We start from the raw sequence: 22,137 nt of genomic DNA, 5'->3' as shown, positions 1-22,137 counted from the left end.
TCTCTAATCAGTTTGAGGCTTTGAGTTTGGCGGACTGGCTGCGGCGCGAGGCGGGCAGCAATCGGGCAATCGGTTCGGCGCTGGCGCTGTGCTGGCCGAAGTTGGCGTTGTAGGTGGCGATGATTTCGCCGGCGATGGAGATGGCAATTTCCACTGGCAGTTTGCCTTTGACTTCGCTGATGCCCATCGGGCAGCGCATGCGTTGCACCACGCTGGGGTCGAAACCGCGATCACGCAGGCGATGTTCGAACTTGACGCGTTTGGTCTTCGAGCCGATCAGGCCGAACCAGGCGAAGTCGTTGCGTTTGAGAATGGCGGCGGTGAGTTCCAGATCAAGCTGATGGTTGTGAGTCATGACGATGCAATAGCTGCCGGCGGGCAGATCATCGATTTCATCCACAGGCTCTTCGCTGACGATTTTACGCACGCCGTGGGGGATGTGCTCAGGGAATTCTGCTTCGCGCGAATCGATCCAGCGCACCCGGCAGGGCAGGCTGGCGAGCAGCGGCACCAAGGCGCGACCGACGTGGCCGGCGCCGAATACAGCGATTTGCGCCTGCACCTGGCCCATCGGTTCGAACAGCAACACCGTCGCGCCGCCGCAGCACTGGCCGAGGCTGGCGCCGAGGCTGAAACGCTCCAGATGGGTGTCCTGCTTGCCGCTGGCGAGCATGTCGCGGGCGATCTGCATGGCCTTGTATTCCAGGTGCCCGCCACCGATGGTGTCGAACATCCGGTGGGCGCTGACGACCATTTTTGAGCCGGCATTGCGTGGCGTCGAGCCGAGCTCTTCGATGATCGTCACCAGCACACAGGGTTCGCCCTGGTTCTGCAGGTCGGCGAGGGCGTCGATCCAGTTGTACATTGTTCACCCCTACAACATCGTTGTCTGTTCGGGCCTCATCGCTGGCAAGCCAGCTCCCACAGTGATTTGTGGTGACCACAAAATCTGGACTCAGCTCAAATCCTGTGGGAGCTGGCTTGCCAGCGATTGGCCGCGCCTCGGTCCTAGAGCGGAGCCAGCTCGGTTTCAGCCGCAACGGCTTTCACCGCTTTGAGCTGGCGCATCTGCTCACACCCCCACAACACCCGCTCCGGGGTCGCCGGTGCGTCGATCTTTGGCTGATGCTTGTAGTCACCCAGGCTCGCCACCGCATCCTTGATCGCGCACCAGGCGGCAATCCCGAGCATGAACGGCGGTTCACCGACAGCCTTGGAATGGAACACCGTGTCTTCCGGGTTCTTGCGGTTTTCCACCAGCTTCACCCGCAGGTCCAGCGGCATATCCGCCACTGCGGGGATCTTGTAACTGGCCGGGCCGTTGGTCATCAGCTTGCCCTTGTTGTTCCAGACCAGCTCTTCCATGGTCAGCCAGCCCATGCCCTGGACGAAACCGCCCTCGACCTGACCGATGTCGATCGACGGGTTCAGCGAGGCGCCGACGTCGTGAAGAATGTCGGTGCGCAGCATCTTGTACTCGCCGGTCAGGGTGTCGACGATCACTTCGCAGCACGCCGCGCCGAAGGCGAAGTAGTAGAACGGACGACCACGGGCCTGACTGCGGTCGTAGTAGATTTTCGGGGTCTTGTAGAAGCCGGTGCTCGACAGCGACACCTGATTGAAATACGCCTGCTGGATCAGCGCTTCGAAGGTCAGAATGTGCTCGCGCACGCGCACATGGCCGTTGCGGAACTCGACGTCTTCTTCGCTGACCTTGAAGTGCCGCGCAGCGAATTCGACCAGACGTTGCTTGATGGTTTCTGCCGCGTTCTGCGCCGCTTTACCGTTGAGGTCGGCACCGCTGGAGGCAGCGGTCGGCGAGGTGTTCGGCACCTTGTCGGTGTTGGTCGCGGTGATTTGCACGCGGTCGATTTCGACCTGGAACACTTCAGCCACAACCTGGGCGACTTTGGTGTTCAGGCCCTGGCCCATTTCCGTGCCACCGTGGTTCAGGTGGATGCTGCCGTCGGTGTAGATGTGGATCAGCGCACCGGCCTGGTTCAAGAAACTCGCGGTAAAAGAAATACCGAATTTCACCGGGGTCAGCGCCAGACCCTTTTTCAGGATCGGGCTGTTGGCGTTGTAGCGACGGATCGCTTCGCGGCGCTCGGCGTACTGGCTGCTTGCTTCCAGTTCGGCGGTCATTTCCTCGAGCATGTTGTGCTCGACGGTCTGGTAGTAGTGGGTGACGTTGCGTTCGGTCTTGCCGTAATAGTTGGCCTTGCGCACCGCCAGCGGGTCGAGGTTGAGATGGCGGGCAATCGCGTCCATCACTTCTTCGATGGCGACCATGCCTTGCGGGCCACCGAAACCGCGATAAGCGGTGTTCGACGCGGTGTTGGTCTTGCAGCGATGACCGTTGATGGTCGCATCGCCGAGGTAATAGGAGTTGTCCGAGTGGAACATCGCGCGGTCAACGATGGACGCCGACAGATCCGGCGAGCAGCCACAGTTGCCGGCCAGGTCCATGTTGATCCCGTGCAGGCGGCCGCTGCTGTCGAAGCCGACGTCATACTCGACGTAGAACGGGTGGCGCTTGCCAGTCATCAGCATGTCTTCGACACGCGGCAGGCGCATCTTGGTCGGCTGGCCGGTGAGGTGCGCGACCACGGCGCACAGGCACGCGGGGCTCGCGGCCTGGGTTTCCTTGCCGCCGAAACCACCGCCCATGCGGCGCATGTCGACGACGATTTTGTTCATCGACACATCGAGCACTTCGGCGACCAGTTTCTGCACTTCGGTGGGGTTCTGTGTCGAGCAGTAGACGATCATGCCGCCGTCTTCGGTGGGCATCACCGAGGAGATCTGCGTCTCCAGATAAAAGTGTTCCTGTCCGCCGATGTGCAGCGTGCCTTGGATGCGATGTTCGGCGCTGGCCAGAGCGGACGCTGAATCGCCACGCTGGTGGGTGTGGCTGTCGAGCACGAAGTGGCGTTTGCGCAAGGCGTCGACCACGTCGAGCACTGGCTCCAGGTCTTCGTATTCGATGATCGCGGCCATCGCCGCTTTACGTGCGGTTTCCAGGTCTTTCGCCGCGACGGCGAGCACCGGTTGTCCGACGAACTGCACATCGTCGATCGCCAGCAACGGATCGCCCGGCAGCAACGGGCCGATGTCTTTCAGGCCCGGCACGTCTTCGTGGGTGATGACGATGCGCACGCCGTCGAAGGCGTAGCACGGCTGGGTGTCGATGCTGAGGATTTTCGCGTGGGCGCGGTCCGACAGACGGGCGTACAGGTGCAACTGGTTCGGAAATTCCAGACGATCATCGATGTACTGCGCTTCACCGGACACATGCTTGGCGGCGCTGTCGTGCTTGACGCTGCGGCCGACGCCGGTGGTCAGGTCCCTGGCGAACAGTTCAGCCAGTTCAGCTTGAGTTTTCTCTACGCCGTGATGGTTAGACATAAGCGGTCACCCGAGTCTCGATGTGCGGTGTTTGCAGTTCGATGAAGTATTTGCGCAACAGGTTCTGCGCGCTGAGCAGGCGATATTCCTTGCTGGCGCGGAAATCGCTCAGCGGCGTGAAGTCCTCGGCCAGTGCAGCGCAGGCGCGTTCGATTACGGCGTTATTGAACGGCTGACCGAGCAGCACGGCCTCGCAATGCGCGGCGCGTTTCGGGATCGCCGCCATGCCGCCGAAGGCTACGCGGGCGTCGGCGATCACGCCGTTTTCCACGCGCAGATTGAACGCGGCGCAGACCGCGGAAATGTCGTCGTCCAGACGCTTCGACACTTTATAGGCACGGAACAACTGCTCGGCGCTGGCGCGCGGGACGATGATTTTCTCGATGAACTCACTTTCCTGACGGGCCGTGACGCGGTAATCGATGAAGTAATCTTCCAGGTTCAGCGTGCGGCGGGTTTCGCCTTTGCACAGCACGATCTGCGCGCCGAGGGCGATCAGCAGCGGTGGCGAATCACCGATCGGCGAGGCGTTGCCGATGTTGCCGCCGAGCGTGCCCTGATTGCGGATCTGCAGGGAAGCGAAGCGCTGCAGCAGTTCGCCGAAGTCCGGGTATTGGGCCTTCAGCGCTTCGTAGCAGTCGGAGAGGGCGGTGGCGGCGCCGATTTCAATGCGGTCTTCGAAGGTTTCGATGCGCTTCATTTCCGCGACGTTGCCGACGTAGATCATCACCGGCAAGGTGCGGTGAAATTGCGTCACTTCCAAGGCCAGGTCGGTCCCGCCGGCGAGCAGGCGCGCTTGTGGATAAGCGTCGTAGAGGTCGGCCAGATCGGCCACGGTCAGCGGCACCAGGCAGCGCTTGTCGCCGCTGTTGAGTTCGCCGATATCGGTCGGGGCGATGGCTTTGAGGCGGGCAATGGTTTCGGCTTCGCGGGCGTCGAACTGGTCGGGCTGTTTGCCGCAGCACGATTGCTCTGCCGCCGCCAGAATTGGCCGGTAGCCGGTGCAGCGGCAGAGGTTGCCGGCCAGCGCTTCGTGGGCCTTGGCGTGATCCGGGGCGTCGCTGTTCTTTTGCAGGGCGAACAGCGACATGACGAAACCGGGGGTGCAGAAGCCGCACTGCGAGCCGTGGCACTCGACCATCGCTTGCTGGACGCTGTGCAGCTCGCCCTTGTGTTTGAGGTCTTCAACGCTGATCAGTTGTTTGCCATGCAGCGACGAGACGAAGGTCAGGCAGGAATTGAGGCTGCGATAGCGAATGTGCTCACGCCCGGCGTCATCCGTCTGCAACTCGCCGACCACCACGGTGCACGCGCCGCAGTCACCGCTGGCGCAACCTTCTTTGGTGCCAGGCTTGCCGACATGTTCGCGCAGGTAATTGAGCACAGTCAGATTCGGGTCCAGGGCGTGCTCGCTACGGAGTTCCTGGTTAAGTAAAAACTGGATCACGGAAGGCCTCGCAGACTCATTATTGTTGTTAACCGACGTGAACCGAATTTAGCAGGTCTGACTTTTCGGTCAATGGTTTTCTGACTTAAAGGTCAGGAAAATCGGTTTCGCCGATCAACAACGTGTCTATTCAGTATTGACCCTCATCGGTCACTGCGCTTTTTTGCGGGAATCGTGCCAAAAACCGCCTAGTGGGCACTCCGCCATGACCCTCCATTTGCGCTACACTGCGCCGCTTGTGCAGATCGATAGAGTTTGAAGGACAACCATGACGTTCAAGGCGCCGGACAGCCTCGCCGAGCAAATCGCTCACCACCTCGCCGAGCGCATCATTCGTGGCGAAATGAAACCGGGAGAGCGCATCCAGGAACAGAAGGTCACGCTGGCGCTCAACGTCAGTCGCGGTTCGGTCCGCGAAGCCTTGCTGATCCTCGAACGCCGCCACCTGATCGCGATCCTGCCGCGGCGTGGCGCCCACGTCACTGAACTCACTGCGCACAAGGTGCAGAGCCTGTGCACGCTGATGAGCGAGCTGTACATCCTGCTCGGCAATTCCGTAGCCAACGGCTGGCAAGTGCAGTCGGACATGGCGCCGTTCGTGCAGATCCAGCAGCGCCTGACCGGGCATTACGAACGCGGCGATATCCGCAGCTTTGTCGATGACAGCTTCGCGGTGATGCGCGCCGCCTATCCGTTCGCCAACAACCCGTATCTGCAGGAAACCGTCGAGAACCTGCAGCCGGCGATGAGCCGCGCGTACTTTCTCGCCCTCGAACAGCGCAAGGCGGAAATGAGCGAGTTCCTCGAACTGTTCGAACGCCTGCTCGCCGCCGTGCTCGCCCGTGATTTGCCGCAGATCCGCATCGTGCTGACGGCGTACGCCCAGCGCAGCTGCGATCTGGTGGTGTCTGCGCTGACGGTTGCTTAAGCGTGCGGCTCAAGTGCATCAAACTGGCGGGATTCAAATCCTTCGTCGATCCGACCACGGTGAACTTCCCCAGCAACATGGCGGCAGTGGTCGGGCCGAACGGTTGCGGCAAGTCGAACATCATCGACGCCGTACGCTGGGTGATGGGCGAAAGTTCGGCGAAAAACCTTCGCGGCGAGTCGATGACCGACGTCATCTTCAACGGCTCGACCAGCCGCAAGCCGGTGAGCCAGGCGAGCATCGAACTGGTGTTCGACAACTCCGATGGCACGCTGCTGGGTGAATACGCGGCGTACGCGGAAATCTCCATTCGCCGCAAAGTCACCCGCGACAGCCAGACCACTTATTACCTGAACGGCACTAAATGCCGGCGTCGCGACATCACCGATATCTTCCTCGGCACCGGCCTCGGCCCGCGCAGCTACTCGATCATCGAGCAGGGGATGATCTCCAAGCTGATCGAGTCCAAGCCCGAAGACCTGCGCAACTTCATCGAAGAGGCCGCCGGTATTTCCAAGTACAAGGAGCGTCGGCGCGAGACTGAAAACCGCATTCGTCGCACCCACGAAAACCTCGCGCGCCTGACCGACCTGCGCGAAGAACTGGAGCGCCAGCTCGAACGCCTGCACCGGCAGGCCGAAGCGGCGAAGAAGTATCAGGAATTCAAGGCCGAGGAGCGTCAGCTCAAGGCACAACTGTCGGCGCTGCGCTGGCAGGATCTCAACGAGCAGGTCGGCCAGCGCGAGTCGATCATCGGCACCCAGGAAATCAGTTTCGAGGCGCTGGTTGCCGAGCAGCGTAATGCTGACGCCGCCATCGAGCGCCTGCGCGACGGCCACCACGATCTGTCCGAGCGCTTCAATCTGGTGCAGGGGCGGTTCTATTCGGTCGGCGGCGACATCGCCCGGGTCGAGCAGAGCATCCAGCACGGCCAGCAACGCCTGCGCCAGTTGCAAGACGACCTGAAAGAAGCCGAACGCGCGCGCCTGGAAACCGAATCGCACCTGGGCCACGACCGCACGCTGCTGCTGACCCTCGGCGAAGAGCTCGACATGCTCACCCCTGAGCAGGAAGTCACCAGCGCTGCCGCCGAAGAAGCCGCCGCCGCACTGGAAGATTCCGAAAGCGTGATGCACGGCTGGCAGGAGCAGTGGGACGCGTTCAACCTGACCTCCGCCGAACCGCGGCGTCAAGCCGAAGTGCAGCAGTCGCGCATTCAGCAACTCGAAGCGAGCATGGAGCGCTTGGCCGATCGGCAGAAACGCCTTGGCGAAGAACGTGCGCTGCTGTCCGCCGACCCGGAAGACGCGGCGATCATGGCGCTCAACGAGCAACTCGCCGAGTCCGAAGCGACTCTCGAAGATTTGCAGACCAGCGAAGAAGCGCAGGTCGAAAAACTCGAACAGCTGCGCCAGGAATTGCAGCAAGCACTGACCGCCCAGCAACAGGCACAGGGCGATCTGCAGCGACTCAACGGTCGCCTCGCATCCCTTGAAGCCTTGCAACAGGCAGCGCTTGATCCGGGCACCGGCACCGCTGAATGGTTGAAGGAACACAACCTCACCGAGCGCCCGCGTCTGGCCGAAGGCCTCAAGGTCGAGGCCGGTTGGGAGCTGGCGGTGGAAACCGTGCTCGGTGCCGATCTGCAAGCGGTGCTGGTTGACGACTTCAGCGGCTTCGATCTGTCCGGTTTCAGCCAGGGCGATCTGCGCCTGCTCAGCCCGGCCAGCGACGGCGTGCGCGTGGCTGGCAGTCTGCTGGATAAAGTCGAGGCGCAGATCGATCTGTCGCCGTGGCTCGGTCAGGTCAGACCGGTCGACAGCCTTGAGCAAGCCTTGGTCATGCGCGGGCAGTTGGGCGCTGGCGAAAGCCTGATCAGTCGTGATGGCTATTGGGTCGGTCGGCACTTTTTGCGCGTGCGCCGGGCCAGCGAAGCGGAAAGCGGCATGCTCGCTCGTGGTCAGGAAATCGAAGCGTTGCACCTCGAACGGGAAGAGAAAGAGGCCACGGTCGAGGCCATGGAAGCGCGCCTGCAAACCCTGCGTGCGCAACAGCGTCAACAGGAAAACGGTCGTGAGCATCTGCGCCGTTTGCTGCAGGACGAAGCCCGTCAGCAAGGTGAATTGAAAGCGCAGTTGTCCGCCGGCAAAGCCAAGGCCGAGCAACTGACCTTGCGTCGCACGCGCCTCGATGAAGAGCTGGTCGAGCTCGCCGAGCAGCGCGAGCTTGAACACGAGCAGGTCGGCGAAGCGCGCATGCAATTGCAGGAAGCGCTGGATGCCATGGCACTCGATACCGAGCAGCGCGAGTTGCTGCTGGCGCAACGCGACAGCCTGCGCGAGCGCCTCGACCGGGTGCGTCAGGAGGCCCGCCAGCACAAGGATCACGCGCACCAATTGGCCGTGCGTCTCGGCTCGTTGCGCGCGCAGCACGACTCCACGCGCCAGGCGCTGGAGCGTCTGGAAATGCAGGCCGAGCGCCTGACCGAAAAGCGCGAACAGTTGAGTCTGAATCTGGAGGAGGGCGAGGCGCCGCTGGAAGAGCTGCGCCTGAAACTCGAAGAACTGCTCGACAAGCGCATGACCGTCGACGAAGAACTCAAGACCGCACAGATCGCCCTCGAAGACGCCGACCGCGAACTGCGCGACGCGGAAAAACGCCGTACCCAGGCCGAACAGCAATCCCAACTGATTCGCGGCCAGCTCGAACAGCAGCGCATGGAATGGCAAGCCCTGACCGTGCGCCGCAAGGCCTTGCAGGATCAGTTGCTCGAAGACGGCTACGATCTCAACGGTGTGCTCGCGACATTGACCGCACAGGCCAGTGAACGCGAAGCCGAAGAAGAACTCGAACGCATCAACGCGCGGATTCAGCGCCTGGGTGCGATCAACCTCGCGGCCATCGACGAATACACGCAACAATCGGAGCGTAAACGTTATCTGGATGCGCAGGATGCCGATCTGGTCGAAGCGCTGGAGACTCTGGAAAACGTCATTCGCAAGATCGACAAGGAAACCCGCAACCGTTTCAAGGATACCTTTGATCAGATCAATGGCGGTTTACAGGCGCTTTTCCCAAAAGTTTTCGGTGGCGGGCGCGCGTATTTGGAACTGACGGGCGAAGATCTACTCGATACAGGGGTGACGATCATGGCGCAGCCGCCCGGAAAGAAGAACAGCACCATCCATTTGCTCTCCGGTGGCGAAAAAGCCCTGACGGCACTGGCACTGGTTTTTGCCATCTTCAAGTTGAATCCGGCGCCGTTCTGCATGCTTGATGAGGTCGACGCACCGCTGGATGACGCTAACGTTGGACGCTACGCACGCCTGGTCAAAGAGATGTCGCAGACCGTGCAGTTCATCTATATCACCCACAACAAGATCGCCATGGAAATGGCCGAACAGTTGATGGGCGTGACGATGCATGAGCCGGGTTGTTCGCGGCTGGTGGCGGTGGATGTCGAGGAGGCGATGGCGATGGTGGACGCCTGATAGGGCGTGCGTCGGAAAGGTAAACGAGGGTTGTAGGACTTTTTTACCGAGGCGAATGAGCTGGCGATTCGACATATTCGCGCAAGCCAATGAGACAGACGGTGTAAAGTTGCCTTTGGTCGTGCTAGTTTAATGTCAATTTTTCGTATACGTGGGCAAAACGCCTGTCAGAACATAGAGTTGGCGCCACGTTTTAAAGCGGTTTGCACAATGTAAACCCCTTATTTTTCAGCATTTTTTATAGAGGCACGGGATTACATGGAAATCGGTCTGCGCGAGTGGCTGATCGTCATCGGCATCATTGTGATAGCCGGTATTCTTTTCGATGGCTGGCGCCGTATGCGCGGCGGCAAGGGAAAACTGAAATTCCGTCTTGACCGAAGTCTGTCCAACCTGCCGGACGAGGACAGCAGCGCCGAGCTGCTGGGCCCGGCCCGCGTACTGGACACGCACAAGGAACCGCAACTGGACGAGCACGATCTGCCGTCGGTGAGCATGCCCGCTCGTGAGGCCCGCGAGCCGCGCGAATCCGGCTCGAAACGTGGCAAGCGTGGCAGCAACGGCCCGGCACAGGGCGATCTGAACCTTGATCTCGATCTGGACGGTGGCCCGAGCTTCAACAGTCGTGACGACGATTTCGCTGAAGACAGCAAGCCTTCGCCGACGGTGGCCGACAAGGATCAGCCGCAAGCCGAAGAAGTCCTGGTAATCAGCGTGATCTGTCGCGACCCGGCCGGCTTCAAAGGCCCGGCGCTGTTGCAGAACATCCTCGAAAGCGGTCTGCGTTTCGGCGAGATGGATATTTTCCATCGTCACGAAAGCATGGCCGGCAACGGCGAAGTGCTGTTCTCCATGGCCAACGCGGTCAAGCCGGGCATTTTCGATCTGGACGACATCGACCATTTCAGCACCCCGGCGGTGAGCTTCTTCCTCGGCCTGCCAGGCCCGCGTCATCCCAAGCAGGCCTTCGACGTGATGGTGGCCGCAGCCCGCAAGCTGTCGCAGGAACTCAATGGCGAGCTGAAAGATGACCAGCGCAGCGTGCTGACCGCGCAGACCATCGAGCATTACCGCCAGCGCATCGTCGAATTCGAGCGCCGCGCGCTGACCCAGAAGCGTTGATACAAAAGGTTGTTCCTGTTTAACGGGACGATCGGCAGAATGATTGAGCAGCCTCGGCTGCTCTTTTGCTTTATGAGAGAACACCATGACCGCCGCGAAAAACCGCATCCTCGAGCTGCGCGCTGAACTCGACCAGCACAACTACCGCTACCACGTTCTCGACGAGCCGAGCATTCCGGACGCCGAGTACGACCGGTTGTTCCACGAGCTCAAGGCGCTGGAAGCGGCCAACCCGGAATTGATCACCAGCGACTCGCCGACCCAGCGCGTCGGCAGCGTGGCGCTCACCGCGTTCACTCAGGTGCGGCATGAAGTGCCGATGCTCAGCCTCGGCAACGCCTTCGAAGAAACCGACATGCGCGAGTTCGATCGCCGCGTGACCGAAGGTCTGGACTTGCCTGTGGGCGATCTGTTCGGCGGCGGGGCGGCCGTGGAATACAGCTGCGAGCCAAAACTCGATGGCCTGGCGGTCAGCCTGCTGTATCAGGACGGCGTGCTGGTGCGGGGCGCCACGCGCGGCGACGGCACCACCGGTGAAGACATCAGCGTCAACGTGCGCACCGTGCGCAACATCCCGCTCAAGCTGCACGGCGAAGGCTGGCCGGCAACGCTGGAAGTGCGCGGTGAAGTGTTCATGTCCAAGGCTGGCTTCGAGCGGCTCAATGCCTCGCAACTGGAAATCGGCGGCAAGACCTTTGCCAACCCGCGCAACGCCGCGGCCGGTAGCCTGCGCCAGCTCGATTCGAAGATCACCGCCAACCGGCCGCTGGAATTCTGCTGCTACGGCATCGGCCAGGTCTCGCACGATATTTCCGACACTCACATCGGCAACCTCAAGCAGTTGCAGAAGTGGGGCATGCCGATCAGCCACGAACTGAAACTGGCCAAGGGCATCGATGAATGCCTGGATTACTACCGCGACATCGGCGCGCGCCGCGACTCGCTGGCCTATGAAATCGATGGTGTGGTGTTCAAGGTCAACAGCATTGCCGACCAGCGCGAACTGGGCTTCCGCGCCCGCGAGCCGCGCTGGGCGATCGCGCACAAATTCCCGGCCATGGAAGAACTCACCGAACTGCTCGACGTGGAATTCCAGGTCGGCCGCACCGGCGCAGTAACGCCAGTGGCGCGCTTGAAACCGGTGAAAGTCGCCGGCGTTACCGTCGCCAATGCCACGCTGCACAACATGGACGAAGTCGCGCGGCTGGGTCTGATGATCGGCGACACGGTGATCATTCGCCGCGCCGGTGATGTGATTCCGCAGGTGGTGCAAGTGGTCACCGAGCGTCGCCCGGAGCACGCACGAGCAGTGGAGATTCCGCAGAGCTGCCCGGTCTGCGGTTCCCATGTCGAGCGCACGCAACTGATCAAGCGCAGCAAGGGCAAGGAAACCGTCAGCGAGGGCGCGGTGTATCGCTGCGTCGGCCGCCTGGCCTGTGGCGCGCAACTCAAGCAGGCGATCATTCATTTCGTCTCGCGCCGGGCGATGGACATCGAAGGGCTGGGCGACAAGAGCGTCGAACAATTGGTCGACGAGGGTCTGGTCAATTCCCCGGCCGATCTGTACGCGCTGAAGTTCGACGATATCGTCGATCTGGAAGGCTTCGCCGAGGTGTCCAGCAACAAACTGTTGAAGGCCATCGAGGACAGCAAACAGCCGGGCCTGGCGCGCTTTATCTACGCACTCGGCATCCCCGATGTTGGCGAGGAGACGGCGAAGGTGCTGGCACGCTCGTTGGGGTCGTTGGAGCGGGTGCAGCAGGCTTTGCCGCAAGTGCTGACCTACCTGCCGGACGTCGGCCTGGAAGTGGCGCACGAGATCCACAGCTTCTTTGAAGATGCGCATAACCAGCAGGTCATCAGCGAGTTGCTTGGCCACGGTTTGCAGATTCAGGATCAGGGCGAACTGGGCGCCGAGTTCGCCGCGAGCACGACGCTGGGTGGGTTTCTCGATAAGCTGCATATTCCTTCGGTGGGCCCGGGTGGCGCGCAGAAACTCGCCGACAAGTTCGGTTCGCTGGAAGCCGTGATGACCGCCGACTGGCTGGACATGCGCCAGGCGTTGCCGGAGAAGCAGGCGAATTCGGTGCGCGAGTTTTTTGCCTTGCCCGAGCATCGGCAACTGGCCGAGGCGTCGGAAAAACAGCTGCGTGATTTCGGCATGCACTGGCAGAGCGAGAAGAAAGTTGTCGAAGGCTTGCCGTTGTCCGGGGAGACCTGGGTGCTGACCGGCAAGGTCGAATTGATGAGCCGCGATGTCGCCAAGGAGCATCTGGAAAGCCTCGGCGCTAAAGTCGCAGGCTCGGTGTCGGCCAAGACCCATTGCGTGGTCGCCGGCCCTGGTGCTGGCTCGAAACTGACCAAGGCCAATGAGCTGGGCGTGAAGGTCATGGATGAGGAGGCGTTTGTCGCTTTCCTCAAAACCCATGGCGTCGCTGTAGCCTGACCTCTGCATGAAACTGGTGAGCTGATCGTTCCCACGCTCCGCGTGGGAATGCCGCCCCGGACGCTCCGCGTCCGCTGTGACGCAGAGCGTCACGGGATGCGTTACCACGCGGAGCGTGGGAACGATCAGCTGTAGGCAGTGTGGCAATGGGAACGATGTTGCCTTCAGGATGATCTAGTCTTGGCCAGTCCCAGGGAGAGATCGCCATGCACCGCTTCTTCGAGCAGCTCAGTTCCCGCATCATCGCGCCGTTCATGGCCGGGTCTTCACGCAACAGCAAAATCTGGCCGTGCCGCTGCGGCCAGTCGCTGTTCTTTCGCAACAGTCAGTGCCTGGCCTGCAACGCCTTGCTTGGCTATCAACCCGAAGAAAGCCGCCTGACCTCGCTGCAACCGGGGCCGCAGGCCGGCACGTGGACGCTGGACGCCGATCCCGACGCCGGACTGTTTCGCCGCTGCGCCAACCTTGATACAGCCGCCGCATGCAACTGGCTGCTGCGGGCCAACGATCACGACAGCCTGTGCATCGCCTGCAGTCTCAATCGCACCATTCCCGACCTGTCCGTCCCGGAAAACCCGGAGCGCTGGCGCAAAGTCGAAATCGCCAAACGCCGCCTCGTCGCGCAGCTGATCACCCTCGGCCTGCCGGTTATCCCCAAAAGTGTCTATGAAGAAACCGGGCTGGCCTTCGATTTCATCGGTATTGACCTTGAAGGCAACGCGCCGATGACCGGGCACGCCAACGGCCTGATCACCCTCGACATCAAGGAAGCCGACGACGCCCACCGCGAGCAGGTGAGGGCGCAGATGCACGAACCTTATCGCACGCTGCTCGGGCATTTTCGCCACGAAGTCGGCCACTACTACTGGGATCGCCTGATCGCCGACGGCCCGTGGCTCGACGCGTTCCGAAGCCTGTTCGGCGACGAACGCGCCAGTTACGCCGAAGCGCTCGACCGGCATTACCAGCAGGGCGCCCCGCTGGACTGGCCGCAGCATTACGTCAGCGCCTACGCGACCATGCACCCGTGGGAAGACTGGGCGGAAACCTGGGCGCATTACCTGCACATGATGGACGCCGTGGACACCGCGCTGGGCTTTGGCATGAGCGCGCGAGAAATGGACTTCGACTACCAGCCGTTTCCACCCAGCACGCTTTACGATCCCGAGCATCCCGGAGGCGCGGCGTTCCTGTCATTCGTCAACGCGTGGATCGAACTGGCCGGCATGCTCAACGAATTGTCCCGCAGCATGGGTCAGCCGGATTTTTACCCGTTCGTCCTGCCGGCGCCGGCGATTGCCAAGCTGCACTTTATTCATCTGGTCATTCAGCAGGCCGGCGGCAGGGCCGACGAGGTGCTTCAGGCGCAATAGCAAGTGCTTGAGCCCCTTGATATTTTTAATCTGCAACCAGGGTTGTAACTTCGTCTCAGACAGGTACAATGGCGCGGCTCGCCGACAGGCAAGCGTCGTTATGGTGACCCCATCGGTCCCCCCGCAACGATTACCCGTGAACCTGGTCAGAGCCGGAAGGCAGCAGCCACAGCGGGAACATTGTGTGCCGGGGTGTGGCTGGTGGGGTTGCCACCTTAACGAACAATCGAACGCTTCAACCGCAACTGCATGGGTTTCGCCCACTGCGGTTTTTTTGTGTCTGTGATTTATCAGTTCGACACAAATCCCTGTAGGAGGGAGCCTGCTCGCGATAGCGGTGTCTCGGTCGACATAGATGTGTCTGACACACTGCTATCGCGAGCAGGCTCACTCCTACAGGGGTTATCGGGTGGATTCGGGATGACCGGTATACAGCCGGATAATCTCCTCAATCTCCCCCGATATCTTCATCCGCAGCAACGTGCGTAATATCCGTTGCACCGGCACGCTCGGATCGTTCCTCACGTAACAGCCCACCTCCTGCTCCTGCAGCACCGCTACGGCTTGCAGTTGTTCCGCCGGCAACAGGCGTTGATTGAACCAGTCCAGTGCCCACTGGTTGCTCACGGCGTAGCGATAACGCCCGGCCAGCAGTTTTTCCAGCACTTGTTCCTGATTGCGCGCGTCCTCGCGTTGCAGTTGATCGGCCTCGAACAGTGATTGCAGGGTCGGGTAGGTGTAACCGCGCACCGTGCCAATGGTCTGGCGGGGCAGGCGCGCGGGATCGATGGCCAGAGCCTGGTCCTTGCGGCTGATCAGCAGGTCGCGCTGGAACAGCAGCGGCACGCTCCACAGGTAATCGCCGGACTGATTCGGCAGCCACGACTGGGCGGCATAGCAGCGCACATCGATCTCGCCATTTTCCATGGCGCTTTGCACGCGCGCGCGCGGCAGCACGACGAATTCGGCCGGCGCGCCGACCTGCGTCGCCAGGCTGAGCATCAGGTCGAAGAGGATGCCTTGGGTCGGGCGGTTGCGTTCGAGTTGCACCATCGGCATCGCCCAGCTGTCGGACACCGCAAAGCGCAGCGGCGGTTCGGCTGCCGTCGCACTCAGGCTGATCCCCAGCAATGCCCCCATGGCCCACCGCATAAATGCTCCGGTCGTTGCCCATCCCGAGCCGATAAAAGCCTCTGCTGATGGAGCTTAGCCATTTTAGGCGCGGACACCGGATGCAATTTTGCCCTTGCTCCGCTAGCATTAGCCGCTTCAGCTTCCTTCGTTGCGACGGTTTTCGATGAGTTATCAGGTTCTTGCACGTAAATGGCGTCCGCGCTCGTTCCGCGAAATGGTCGGCCAGACCCATGTGCTCAAGGCTCTGATCAATGCCTTGGACAGCCAGCGGCTGCACCATGCGTACCTGTTTACCGGGACGCGCGGGGTCGGCAAGACCACCATTGCGCGGATCATTGCCAAATGCCTGAACTGTGAAACAGGTATTACCTCCAGCCCGTGCGGCGAGTGCTCGGTATGCCGGGAAATCGATGAGGGCCGTTTCGTCGACCTGATCGAGATCGACGCCGCCAGCCGCACCAAGGTCGAAGACACTCGCGAACTGCTCGACAACGTGCAGTACGCGCCGAGCCGTGGGCGCTTCAAGGTCTACCTGATCGACGAAGTGCACATGCTCTCCAGCCATTCCTTCAATGCGCTGTTGAAAACCCTCGAAGAGCCGCCGCCGTACGTCAAGTTCATCCTGGCGACCACCGATCCGCAGAAACTTCCGGCAACGATTCTCTCGCGCTGCCTGCAGTTCTCGCTGAAGAACATGACGCCCGAGCGCGTGGTCGAGCATTTGACCCACGTCCTCAGCGCCGAGAACGTGCCGTTCGAAGACGATGCATTGTGGCTGCTCGGTCGCGCCGCTGACGGTTCGATGCGTGACGCCATGAGCCTGACCGATCAGGCCATTGCTTTCGGTGAGGGCAAGGTCCTCGCCACCGACGTGCGCGCGATGCTCGGCACCCTGGATCACGGCCAGGTCTTTGACGTCCTGCATTCGTTGATCGAAGGCGATGCCAAGGCCTTGCTTGAGGCCGTGCGGCATCTGGCCGAGCAGGGCCCGGACTGGAACGGTGTGCTTTCGGAAATTCTCAACGTGTTGCACCGTGTCGCCATCGCCCAGGCGTTGCCCGAAGGCGTCGACAACGGCCATGGCGACCGTGACCGCGTATTGGCGCTGGCCCAGGCTTTGCCGGCCGAAGACGTGCAGTTCTACTACCAGATGGGCCTGATCGGTCGCCGCGACTTGCCGCTGGCGCCGGACCCGCGCGGTGGTTTCGAGATGGTCTTGCTGAGGATGCTGGCGTTCCGACCGGCCGACACGGCGGACGCCCCGAGGCAACCGCTAAAGCCAGTGGGGATCAGCCAGGCCACAGTTGATTCCGCAAACGCCGTGGCTGCCGCGCCCAAGCCTGCGCCGGTGGTCGCCGCGCCAGTTGCACCAGCGCCCACGCCAGCGCAGACGCCAGTGGCTGCACCGGCACCGGCCGCCGCGCCCGCGCCGGTTGCAGCGGCTGAACCGGACCCCGTGGCAGAGCCTGAGCCCCTGGCCATCGAAGCAGTGGTTGATCTGCCGTGGAACGACCCGGTAGAAGCCGAGGCTGAACCGGCGCCGGTGCAGCAGCCGGCTGTCGAGCCGGTGCTGGAAACCGCCGCCGAGCAACCCGAGTTGCCGCCGATGCCGCTGCCGACCCCGGACAGCGTCGTCCCGGACGCGCCGGAGTGGGCCGCTGCGCCGATTCCCGAGCCGTCGGTTGCTGACGTCGATGCCGCCACGCCGGGCATTGATCTGGATGACGAGCCGCCGCTGGACGAGGACTACATCGAGCCGGACATGGATTCGGCCTACAGCTACCTCGACGAGCTGGCCAGCGAACACGCCGCCGACCCCGAACCGGAACCCGAGCCTGAGCCGGCTGCGGCCCCGGCCACGGGTCTGGCTGCGCAATGGCTGGAGCTGTTCCCTAAACTGCCGATCTCCGGCATGACCGGCAGCATCGCCGCCAACTGCACGCTGATCGCGGTGGACGGCGACCACTGGCTGATGCACCTCGATCCGGCGCACAGCGCGCTGTTCAACGCCACTCAGCAACGGCGTCTCAACGATGCGCTGAACCAGTTCCACGGACGCACGCTGAGCCTGACCATCGAGCTGATCAAGCCTGAGCAGGAAACCCCGGCCCAGGCGGCCTCACGGCGCCGTGCCAACCGTCAGCGCGAGGCGGAGGAGTCGATCCACGGCGATCCGTTCATCCAGCAGATGGTTCAGCAGTTCGGCGCGGTGGTGCGACACGATACTATTGAACCTGTCGACGCCTTGGTCACCCAAGGCTAATAACTGAGGGTGCCCGGCCAACATCGCCGGGCGCTGTTTTGATCCAAGTACATTCGAGGTGATTACCATGATGAAAGGTGGCATGGCCGGCCTGATGAAGCAGGCGCAGCAGATGCAGGAAAAAATGGCCAAGATGCAGGAAGAACTGGCCAACGCCGAAGTCATCGGCAAGGCCGGCGGCGATATGGTCACCGTGGTGATGACCGGCCGTCATGACGTCAAGAGCGTGACCATTGACCCGAGCCTGGTCGAAGGCATGAGCGAAGACGACAAGGAAATGCTAGAAGCCGTGGTCGCTTCCGCCGTCAACGACGCGGTGCGCAAGATCGAAGCCAACAGCCAGGAAAAAATGGGCAGCATGACCGCCGGCATGAACCTGCCAGCGGGTATGAAACTGCCATTCTGATTCGCCAACCGGCGGCAAATGAGCTACACAAAATGCCAGGCATTGCGCCTGGCATTTTTGTTTCTGCCTTTGGAGGTGGGGCGCCAGTTGCACCGCCATCGCGAGCAGGCTCACTCCTACATTTGAAATGCGTACCCCTGTGGGACCTAGCCTGCTAGCGATTGAAGTCACCACGGTCTTTGCTGAATAAACATCGAACGGCCTCATGGCACAACGGTCTGCTCCCTATACCCGCTGAATTCACCATTCACAGGAGACGCTGACATGTCCGACCCTCTCACCCTCAACCAACGCTTCGTCCTCGCCTCGCGGCCGACCGGTGCGCCGACGCCGGAGAACTTTCGTCTGGAGCGCGAAGCGTTGCCGGATCTCGAAGACGGTCAGGTGCTGCTGAAAACCCTGTACCTGTCGCTCGATCCGTACATGCGCGGGCGCATGAGCGATGCTCCGTCCTACGCCGCGCCGGTGCAGATTGGCGAAGTGATGACCGGCGGCGCGGTCAGCCGGGTCGAGGATTCGCGTCATCCGAAATTTCACAAGGGCGATCTGGTGGTCGGCGCGACCGGTTGGCAAAGCCACAGCATCAGCGACGGCCGTAACATCATCCCGATCCCCGCTGGCCTGCCGAGTCCGTCGATGGCCCTCGGTGTGCTCGGCATGCCGGGGATGACTGCGTACATGGGTCTGATGGACATCGGCCAGCCGAGAGAAGGCGAGACCCTGGTGGTCGCCGCTGCTTCCGGTGCGGTCGGTTCGGTGGTCGGCCAGGTGGCGAAGATCAAAGGCCTGCGCGTGGTCGGTGTGGCCGGCGGTGCCGAAAAGTGCCAATACGTGGTCGATGAACTCGGTTTCGACGCGTGCATCGACCACAAGGCTGACGATTTCGCCGAGCAATTGGCCAAGGCGTGCCCCGAGGGCATCGATATTTATTTCGAGAACGTCGGCGGCCATGTTTTCGATGCAGTGATGCCATTGCTCAATCCCAAGGCGCGCATCCCGTTGTGCGGCCTGATTGCCGGATATAACGCTTCGGAAGCACCAAAAGGCCCGGATCGCCTGCCAATGTTGCAACGCACGTTGCTGACCAAGCGCGTGCGCATTCAGGGCTTTATCGTCTTCGACGACTACGGTGACCGCCAGCCGGAATTCATCAGCCACATGGTGCCATGGGTGCGCGATGGCAAGGTCAAATTCCGCGAGGACGTGGTCGAAGGTCTGGAGCAGGCGCCCGAGGCGTTTATCGGTCTGCTGGAAGGGCGCAACTTCGGCAAACTGGTGGTGAAGGTCGCCGAGGACTGAGCATTTGACGCTGGCCGGAGGCGCGGGTATAAACCGCGGCTCGTTGTTTTGTCGGACTTTTCCCCATGAGCTTCAGCCCTTTGATTCGCCAACTGATCGACGCACTGCGCACCTTGCCAGGCGTCGGTCAGAAAACCGCCCAGCGCATGGCGTTGCAGATGCTCGAGCGCGATCGCAGCGGCGGCGTGCGTCTGGCCCAGGCGCTGAGTCAGGCCATGGAAGGCGTTGGTCACTGCCGGCAATGCCGCACGCTGACCGAAGACGATCTGTGCCCGCAATGCGCCGATAACCGCCGCGACGACACGCTGTTGTGCGTGGTGGAAGGGCCAATGGATGTTTACGCGGTCGAGCAGACCGGTTTCCGTGGGCGTTATTTCGTACTCAAGGGGCATTTGTCGCCGCTCGACGGGCTCGGGCCTGAGGCCATCGGCATTCCGCAGTTGATGGCGCGGATCGAAGAGGCGGGCACCTTTACCGAAGTGATCCTTGCGACCAACCCGACGGTGGAAGGTGAAGCGACCGCGCATTACATCGCGCAACTGTTGCAGCACAAAGGCCTGATCGCCTCGCGCATCGCTCACGGCGTGCCGTTGGGTGGTGAACTGGAACTGGTCGATGGCGGCACGCTGGCGCATTCGTTTGCCGGGCGTAAGCCCATCTCACTGTAAGTTCTTTACTGTCTGTTCTGGCCTCATCGCTGGCAAGCCAGCTCCCACAGTTTTCTTTGTTGAACACAATATTTGTGAACGCCCGAGATCCCTGTGGGAGCTGGCTTGCCAGCGATGGCCGCACCTCGGTCCGTCAGATTCACACAATTGAGTTGAAAACCAAGCAAGCGCTCGGTTAAGTTCGGCGAACCCCTTCGCGGAGTTTGCCCATGCCTGCTTTCCAGGAATACTTCGACCCCAGCCATCAATTGGTCCGCGACAGCGTCCGGCGTTTCGTCGAACGCGAGATCCTGCCGGAGGTTGACCAGTGGGAAGAAGCCGAAAGCTTCCCGCGTGAGCTGTACCTGAAGGCCGGCGCGGCGGGCATCCTCGGCATCGGTTATCCCGAAGCCCTCGGTGGCAGCCATGCGGGCGATCTGTTTGCCAAGGTCGCCGCCAGTGAGGAATTGATGCGCTGCGGCTCTGGCGGGGTGGTGGCGGGGCTGGGTTCGCTGGACATCGGCTTGCCGCCGATCGTCAAATGGGCGCGGCCTGAAGTGCGTGATCGCGTGGTGCCGCAGGTGCTTGGCGGCGAGAAGATCAGCGCCTTGGCGGTGACCGAACCCGGCGGCGGTTCCGACGTTGCCAACCTGCAGACCCGCGCCGTGCGCGACGGCGATTGCTATCGCGTCAGCGGCAGCAAAACCTTCATCACCAGTGGCGTTCGCGCCGATTTCTACACCGTCGCAGTGCGCACCGGTGCGCCGGGTTTCGGCGGCATCAGCCTGCTGCTGATCGAGAAGGGCACACCGGGCTTCACCGTCGGCCGCTCGTTGAAGAAAATGGGCTGGTGGGCGTCGGACACCGCTGAGTTGTTCTTCGACGATTGCCGTGTGCCAGTGGACAATCTGATCGGCGCCGAGAACATGGGCTTCGCCTGCATCATGGGCAATTTCCAGAGCGAACGTCTGGCGCTGGCGCTGATGGCCAACATGACCTCGCAACTTGCACTGGAACAGAGCCTGAAATGGGCGCATGAACGTGAGGCCTTCGGCAAACCGATCGGCAAGTTTCAAGTGATCAAGCATCGCCTCGCCGAAATGGCCACGGCGCTGGAAGTATCGCGGGAATTCACTTATCGGCAAGCGGCGAAGATGGCCGCGGGGCGGAGCGTGATCAAGGAAATTTCCATGGCGAAGAACTTTGCCACGGACACCTCAGACCGGATCACCACCGAAGCGGTGCAGATTCTCGGCGGGCTCGGTTACATGCGTGAAAGTCTGGTGGAGCGGCTGTATCGGGATAACCGCATACTGTCGATTGGCGGCGGGACGCGGGAAGTGATGAACGAGATCATCAGCAAGCAGATGGGGCTTTGAGTTGATCGTTCCCACGCTCTGCGTGGGAATGCAGCCCGGGACGCTCCGCGTCCCTATCACAAGCTGCTGGCCTCATCGCTGGCAAGCCAGCTCCCACATGTTTTGGGGCATACACAATATTTGTGAACGACCGAAATCCCTGTGGGAGCTGGCTTGCCAGCGATAGCGTCAGTACAGGCGCTACTTATTTATCGGTCAAGGCAAACTGCGTCAGGCAGAACGTCGGAATGCCCATGTCCTGCAGACGCTGCGAGCCTTGCAGCTCCGGCAAGTCGATGATCGCTGCGGCTTCATGCACCCGTGCGCCCATTCGGCGGATCAGGTTGGCGGCCGCGATCAGTGTGCCGCCGGTGGCGATCAGGTCATCGAGCATCACCACCGAATCGCCTTCGCACAGGCTGTCGGCATGCACTTCCAGTAACGCCTCGCCGTATTCGGTGGCGTAGCCTTCGGCGAGCACGTCCGCCGGCAGTTTGCCTTGCTTGCGGAACAGCACCAGCGGCTTGTTCAGTTGATAGGCCAATACCGAGCCGATCAGGAAACCACGGGCATCCATCGCACCGATATGGGTGAAGTCGGCTTCGACATAGCGGTGGGCGAAGCTGTCCATCACCAGGCGCAGCGCGGTCGGCGACTGGAACAGCGGGGTGATGTCGCGAAAGATCACGCCCGGCTTCGGGAAGTCGATCACAGGGCGGATAAGGGATTTGATGTCGAAGGAGTCGAAGACCATCGTCGAGGTGTCCTGGCAGGGCTGCAAACGGCGCAGTATACCCGCGGCTGAAACGATTCGC

Annotated in this window: 15 protein-coding genes and 1 other RNA gene; 11 read left to right on the top strand and 5 right to left on the bottom strand. The window is 61.6% G+C overall.

What is annotated here, in order from left to right:
- Positions 1-7 precede the first annotated feature (7 nt).
- From xdhC to xdhA, 3 genes are all read right to left on the bottom strand, one after another.
- Entirely contained in the window at positions 8-865 is an 858-nt protein-coding gene (xdhC, locus tag BLU24_RS19685) for a xanthine dehydrogenase accessory protein XdhC (protein WP_093103030.1), read from the bottom strand.
- A 143-nt stretch (positions 866-1,008) separates the two neighbouring features.
- Positions 1,009-3,408, bottom strand: coding sequence for a xanthine dehydrogenase molybdopterin binding subunit (gene xdhB, locus BLU24_RS19680; protein ID WP_093103027.1), 2,400 nt, complete (start codon positions 3,406-3,408; stop codon positions 1,009-1,011).
- The gene (xdhA, locus tag BLU24_RS19675) at positions 3,401-4,855 is read right to left on the bottom strand and encodes a xanthine dehydrogenase small subunit (RefSeq protein ID WP_093103024.1); all 1,455 of its coding nucleotides are present in this window, start codon (positions 4,853-4,855) and stop codon (positions 3,401-3,403) included. Before xdhA ends, xdhB begins: the two co-directional genes overlap by 8 nt.
- A gap of 268 nt (positions 4,856-5,123) precedes the next feature.
- Here xdhA and BLU24_RS19670 point away from each other — a divergent pair, with 268 nt between their 5' ends.
- The 6 genes from BLU24_RS19670 (at position 5,124) to ffs (ending at position 14,422) form a co-directional block, all read left to right on the top strand.
- Entirely contained in the window at positions 5,124-5,783 is a 660-nt protein-coding gene (locus tag BLU24_RS19670) for a GntR family transcriptional regulator (protein ID WP_093103020.1), read from the top strand.
- Between the two features lie 2 nt (positions 5,784-5,785).
- Entirely contained in the window at positions 5,786-9,274 is a 3,489-nt protein-coding gene (gene smc, locus BLU24_RS19665) for a chromosome segregation protein SMC (protein ID WP_093103016.1), read from the top strand.
- A gap of 258 nt (positions 9,275-9,532) precedes the next feature.
- On the top strand, positions 9,533-10,396 hold the full coding sequence (zipA, locus tag BLU24_RS19660; protein ID WP_093103014.1) for a cell division protein ZipA: 864 nt from the start codon (positions 9,533-9,535) through the stop codon (positions 10,394-10,396).
- Between the two features lie 85 nt (positions 10,397-10,481).
- Entirely contained in the window at positions 10,482-12,842 is a 2,361-nt protein-coding gene (ligA, locus tag BLU24_RS19655) for an NAD-dependent DNA ligase LigA (RefSeq protein ID WP_093103012.1), read from the top strand.
- A gap of 206 nt (positions 12,843-13,048) precedes the next feature.
- Complete coding sequence (locus BLU24_RS19645; protein WP_093103009.1) at positions 13,049-14,215, top strand: zinc-binding metallopeptidase family protein; 1,167 nt, start codon at positions 13,049-13,051, stop codon at positions 14,213-14,215.
- 110 nt (positions 14,216-14,325) lie between these two features.
- Positions 14,326-14,422: signal recognition particle sRNA small type (gene ffs / locus BLU24_RS19640), an RNA gene on the top strand.
- 195 nt (positions 14,423-14,617) lie between these two features.
- Here the strand turns inward: ffs and BLU24_RS19635 are convergent.
- Positions 14,618-15,367 carry a substrate-binding periplasmic protein gene (locus tag BLU24_RS19635; RefSeq protein WP_093103006.1) on the bottom strand — a complete coding sequence of 250 codons (750 nt, stop codon included), beginning with the start codon at positions 15,365-15,367 and terminating at the stop codon, positions 14,618-14,620.
- Positions 15,368-15,512: 145 nt separating this feature from the next.
- On the opposite strand from BLU24_RS19635, the gene dnaX reads away from it, so the two are divergent.
- From dnaX to BLU24_RS19610, 5 genes are all read left to right on the top strand, one after another.
- Complete coding sequence (gene dnaX / locus BLU24_RS19630) at positions 15,513-17,612, top strand: DNA polymerase III subunit gamma/tau (protein WP_093103003.1); 2,100 nt, start codon at positions 15,513-15,515, stop codon at positions 17,610-17,612.
- Positions 17,613-17,679: 67 nt separating this feature from the next.
- The gene (locus BLU24_RS19625) at positions 17,680-18,018 is read left to right on the top strand and encodes a YbaB/EbfC family nucleoid-associated protein (RefSeq protein WP_093103000.1); all 339 of its coding nucleotides are present in this window, start codon (positions 17,680-17,682) and stop codon (positions 18,016-18,018) included.
- 264 nt (positions 18,019-18,282) lie between these two features.
- Positions 18,283-19,317 carry an NADP-dependent oxidoreductase gene (locus BLU24_RS19620; protein ID WP_093102997.1) on the top strand — a complete coding sequence of 345 codons (1,035 nt, stop codon included), beginning with the start codon at positions 18,283-18,285 and terminating at the stop codon, positions 19,315-19,317.
- Positions 19,318-19,382: 65 nt separating this feature from the next.
- Positions 19,383-19,985: a recombination mediator RecR gene (gene recR, locus BLU24_RS19615; protein ID WP_090282578.1), complete on the top strand. Its 603-nt coding sequence runs from the start codon at positions 19,383-19,385 to the stop codon at positions 19,983-19,985.
- Positions 19,986-20,194: 209 nt separating this feature from the next.
- Positions 20,195-21,343 carry an acyl-CoA dehydrogenase family protein gene (locus BLU24_RS19610; protein WP_093102994.1) on the top strand — a complete coding sequence of 383 codons (1,149 nt, stop codon included), beginning with the start codon at positions 20,195-20,197 and terminating at the stop codon, positions 21,341-21,343.
- 184 nt (positions 21,344-21,527) lie between these two features.
- On the opposite strand, the gene BLU24_RS19605 is transcribed toward BLU24_RS19610, so the two are convergent.
- On the bottom strand, positions 21,528-22,076 hold the full coding sequence (locus BLU24_RS19605; protein ID WP_093102991.1) for an adenine phosphoribosyltransferase: 549 nt from the start codon (positions 22,074-22,076) through the stop codon (positions 21,528-21,530).
- Positions 22,077-22,137 lie beyond the last annotated feature (61 nt).

Source organism: Pseudomonas sp. Z003-0.4C(8344-21) (genome assembly GCF_900104975.1).
Lineage (GTDB): Bacteria > Pseudomonadota > Gammaproteobacteria > Pseudomonadales > Pseudomonadaceae > Aquipseudomonas > Aquipseudomonas granadensis.
Note: the sequence above shows the minus strand (reverse complement) of the source record. Positions and strands in the feature narration are given on the sequence as shown.

Coding starts and splice junctions, on each gene's coding strand:
- xdhC (WP_093103030.1), bottom strand. CDS start 865: ATGTACAACTGGATCGACGCCCTCGCCGACCTGCAGAACCAGGGCGAA.
- xdhB (WP_093103027.1), bottom strand. CDS start 3,408: ATGTCTAACCATCACGGCGTAGAGAAAACTCAAGCTGAACTGGCTGAA.
- BLU24_RS19670 (WP_093103020.1), top strand. CDS start 5,124: ATGACGTTCAAGGCGCCGGACAGCCTCGCCGAGCAAATCGCTCACCAC.
- zipA (WP_093103014.1), top strand. CDS start 9,533: ATGGAAATCGGTCTGCGCGAGTGGCTGATCGTCATCGGCATCATTGTG.
- ligA (WP_093103012.1), top strand. CDS start 10,482: ATGACCGCCGCGAAAAACCGCATCCTCGAGCTGCGCGCTGAACTCGAC.
- BLU24_RS19645 (WP_093103009.1), top strand. CDS start 13,049: ATGCACCGCTTCTTCGAGCAGCTCAGTTCCCGCATCATCGCGCCGTTC.
- BLU24_RS19635 (WP_093103006.1), bottom strand. CDS start 15,367: ATGCGGTGGGCCATGGGGGCATTGCTGGGGATCAGCCTGAGTGCGACG.
- dnaX (WP_093103003.1), top strand. CDS start 15,513: ATGAGTTATCAGGTTCTTGCACGTAAATGGCGTCCGCGCTCGTTCCGC.
- BLU24_RS19625 (WP_093103000.1), top strand. CDS start 17,680: ATGATGAAAGGTGGCATGGCCGGCCTGATGAAGCAGGCGCAGCAGATG.
- BLU24_RS19620 (WP_093102997.1), top strand. CDS start 18,283: ATGTCCGACCCTCTCACCCTCAACCAACGCTTCGTCCTCGCCTCGCGG.
- recR (WP_090282578.1), top strand. CDS start 19,383: ATGAGCTTCAGCCCTTTGATTCGCCAACTGATCGACGCACTGCGCACC.
- BLU24_RS19610 (WP_093102994.1), top strand. CDS start 20,195: ATGCCTGCTTTCCAGGAATACTTCGACCCCAGCCATCAATTGGTCCGC.
- BLU24_RS19605 (WP_093102991.1), bottom strand. CDS start 22,076: ATGGTCTTCGACTCCTTCGACATCAAATCCCTTATCCGCCCTGTGATC.